Raw genomic sequence first — 2,198 nt, forward strand, 5'->3', positions numbered from 1 at the left:
AGAAAGTCCTTGGCGCGAACGCGCTCAACGCGGGAACGGCCTTCCTGCCACCAGAGGTAATTTTGAAGCGGTGCCGGCAGGCAATCCGGCGCACCAGGCTGGTTCCAGGCTTGCGAAAACTTATTATTAAGGGTTCGACAGGGCTTGCCGGTAACGCTGCGCGTCAGAATAGCGTCATTCGCTTCCGCTTCGAACATTTTCTGCTTAATTTCCGGCGGCACTTCACTCTGGACAGTTTTCAGCCAGATAGAGCCACACCAGACACCCTCGCAGCCGAGCGAGAGGGCGGCGGCCATCTGTCGCCCGCTTCCAACACCGCCGCCGCCGAGAACAGGCATTGGATCAACCGCATCGACAATGCTCGGCCAGAGAACCAGTGAGGATACGTCGCCTGTATGGCCACCGGCTTCCGTCCCGACCGCGATAACGAAATCGCAGCCCGCTTCCTTATGTTTGATGGCATGTCGCGGTTTGCCCGCAAGCGCTGCAATTTTAATCCCCTTGCTATGTGCCGTCTCGATCAGCTGCGGGGGAGGCGTTCCCAGCGCGTTGACGATGAGTTTTATCGGATGGCTCATCGCTCTTTCAATCATTTCAAGGCTTTCGCGAGGCGTGAAGTTCATCCCCTTGACGATATCGCGCCGGATACCTTCCTCTTCTGCTTCAGGCAGCGGCGGGACACCGGCATCGTCGAGCATTTTGCGGACAAAATCGACTTGTTCCTTCGGCAGCAGTTTCTCCGGCTTATATTTCAGGTCACCGGAATCCTCTATATTGCCCGACATCAGCACATCGATACCATAGGGTTTGCCGTCAATATGGGCGTCGATCCAGTTAAGCTCTTCTTCCACACGGTCAGGGTCCATACGTGCCATGCCGAGAACACCCATGCCCCCGGCCTTGGAGACTTCGACGACAACGTCCCGGCAATGCGAAAATGCAAAGATTGGCACGTCGATACCGAACATTTCGCAAAGTTTGTTTTTCATTTTGATCTTTCCTCTTATCTCTTAGAAAAATTGAGCTCGTCCCGCCCGTAGGTCATTTCAGCGCCTTTATCGAACGGTTTCGGGAAGCCAGGTCACGATTGCCGGGAAAATGGCCAGCAGCGCGATAACCAGCAGATGGGCAACAACATGCGGCGAGACGCCGATGAAGATGTCCTTCACCTTGACGTTGGAGTAAGCGGAGACGACAAAGACATTCAAGCCGATTGGCGGCGTCACCAGGCCGATCTCTGCCGTAATGATGACGACAACGCCAAACCAGAACGGATCGTATCCAAGGGCCAGAATAATCGGCAGGGTGATGGGAACCGTTAAGAAGAGAATGGCAATCTGATCCATGAAGCAGCCGAGCACTAGATACAACAGGATGATCAGCATCAGGATCACCCAGGACTCCACATCAAGACTGGCGACAAGCGCGACCAAATCCTGCGTAATGCCCGTCAGGGTAAAATAGTAGCTGAAGATATGGGCGCAAATGATGATCATGACGATCATGCAACTTGTCGCAGCAGCCTTTCGCATCGCCGTGTAAAGACTTTGGAAGGACAGGCGTTTGCGCGCAATGGCGATGCACATCGCGCCGAACGCCCCGAGGCTGGCAGATTCGGTCGGGGTTGCGATGCCAAGATAAATACACCCGGTCACCAGCGATATCAATACAACCATCGGACCGATAATCGTCAGAGACCGGAATTTTTCCGCCATGCTATAAGCACGGCCGGTCGGCGCAAAGTGGGGGAAAAGCATGACTAGCAAGAGCGAGGTTAATATGATGACACAGGTGACAAGAATACCCGGAATGATGCCAGCTATTAACAGCTTGCCGATGCTGATATCCGCTATCAGCCCATAAAGAATCAGCGCAATGCTCGGCGGGATGAGCATCGCCAATGGACCAGAAATGGCAACAACACCCGATGCGAACCGAGGGTTATATCCATTCCGCAACATTGCCGGGATCGTTGTCGCTGACAATGTCGCCGCGGAGGCCGTACTCGATCCCGAAATTGCCCCGAAACCCGCCCCGGCAATCGCCGTTGAAATAGCAAGGCCAGCGGGGGTTCGGCCGATCCATGTTTTCGCGCAGTCAAACAGTTCATCGGCGATACGGCTGACGATAATAAACTCCGCCATCAGGATGAACATGGGAATGGTCAGCAATTCATAAGATGAGGTTGTTGAAAGGGC

2 protein-coding genes are annotated in these 2,198 nt (G+C 54.2%); both read right to left on the reverse strand.

What is annotated here, in order from left to right; genetic code table 11:
* On the reverse strand, window positions 1-989 hold a 989-nt coding region (locus P1U71_RS17390), incomplete at its 3' end, for a nitronate monooxygenase (protein WP_301106940.1).
* A 66-nt stretch (window positions 990-1,055) separates the two neighbouring features.
* Window positions 1,056-2,198: TRAP transporter large permease (locus P1U71_RS17395; RefSeq protein WP_301106941.1), on the reverse strand; the 1,143-nt coding region annotated here is incomplete at its 5' end.

It is taken from the genome of Sneathiella sp., from assembly GCF_029233945.1.
GTDB lineage: Bacteria > Pseudomonadota > Alphaproteobacteria > Sneathiellales > Sneathiellaceae > Sneathiella.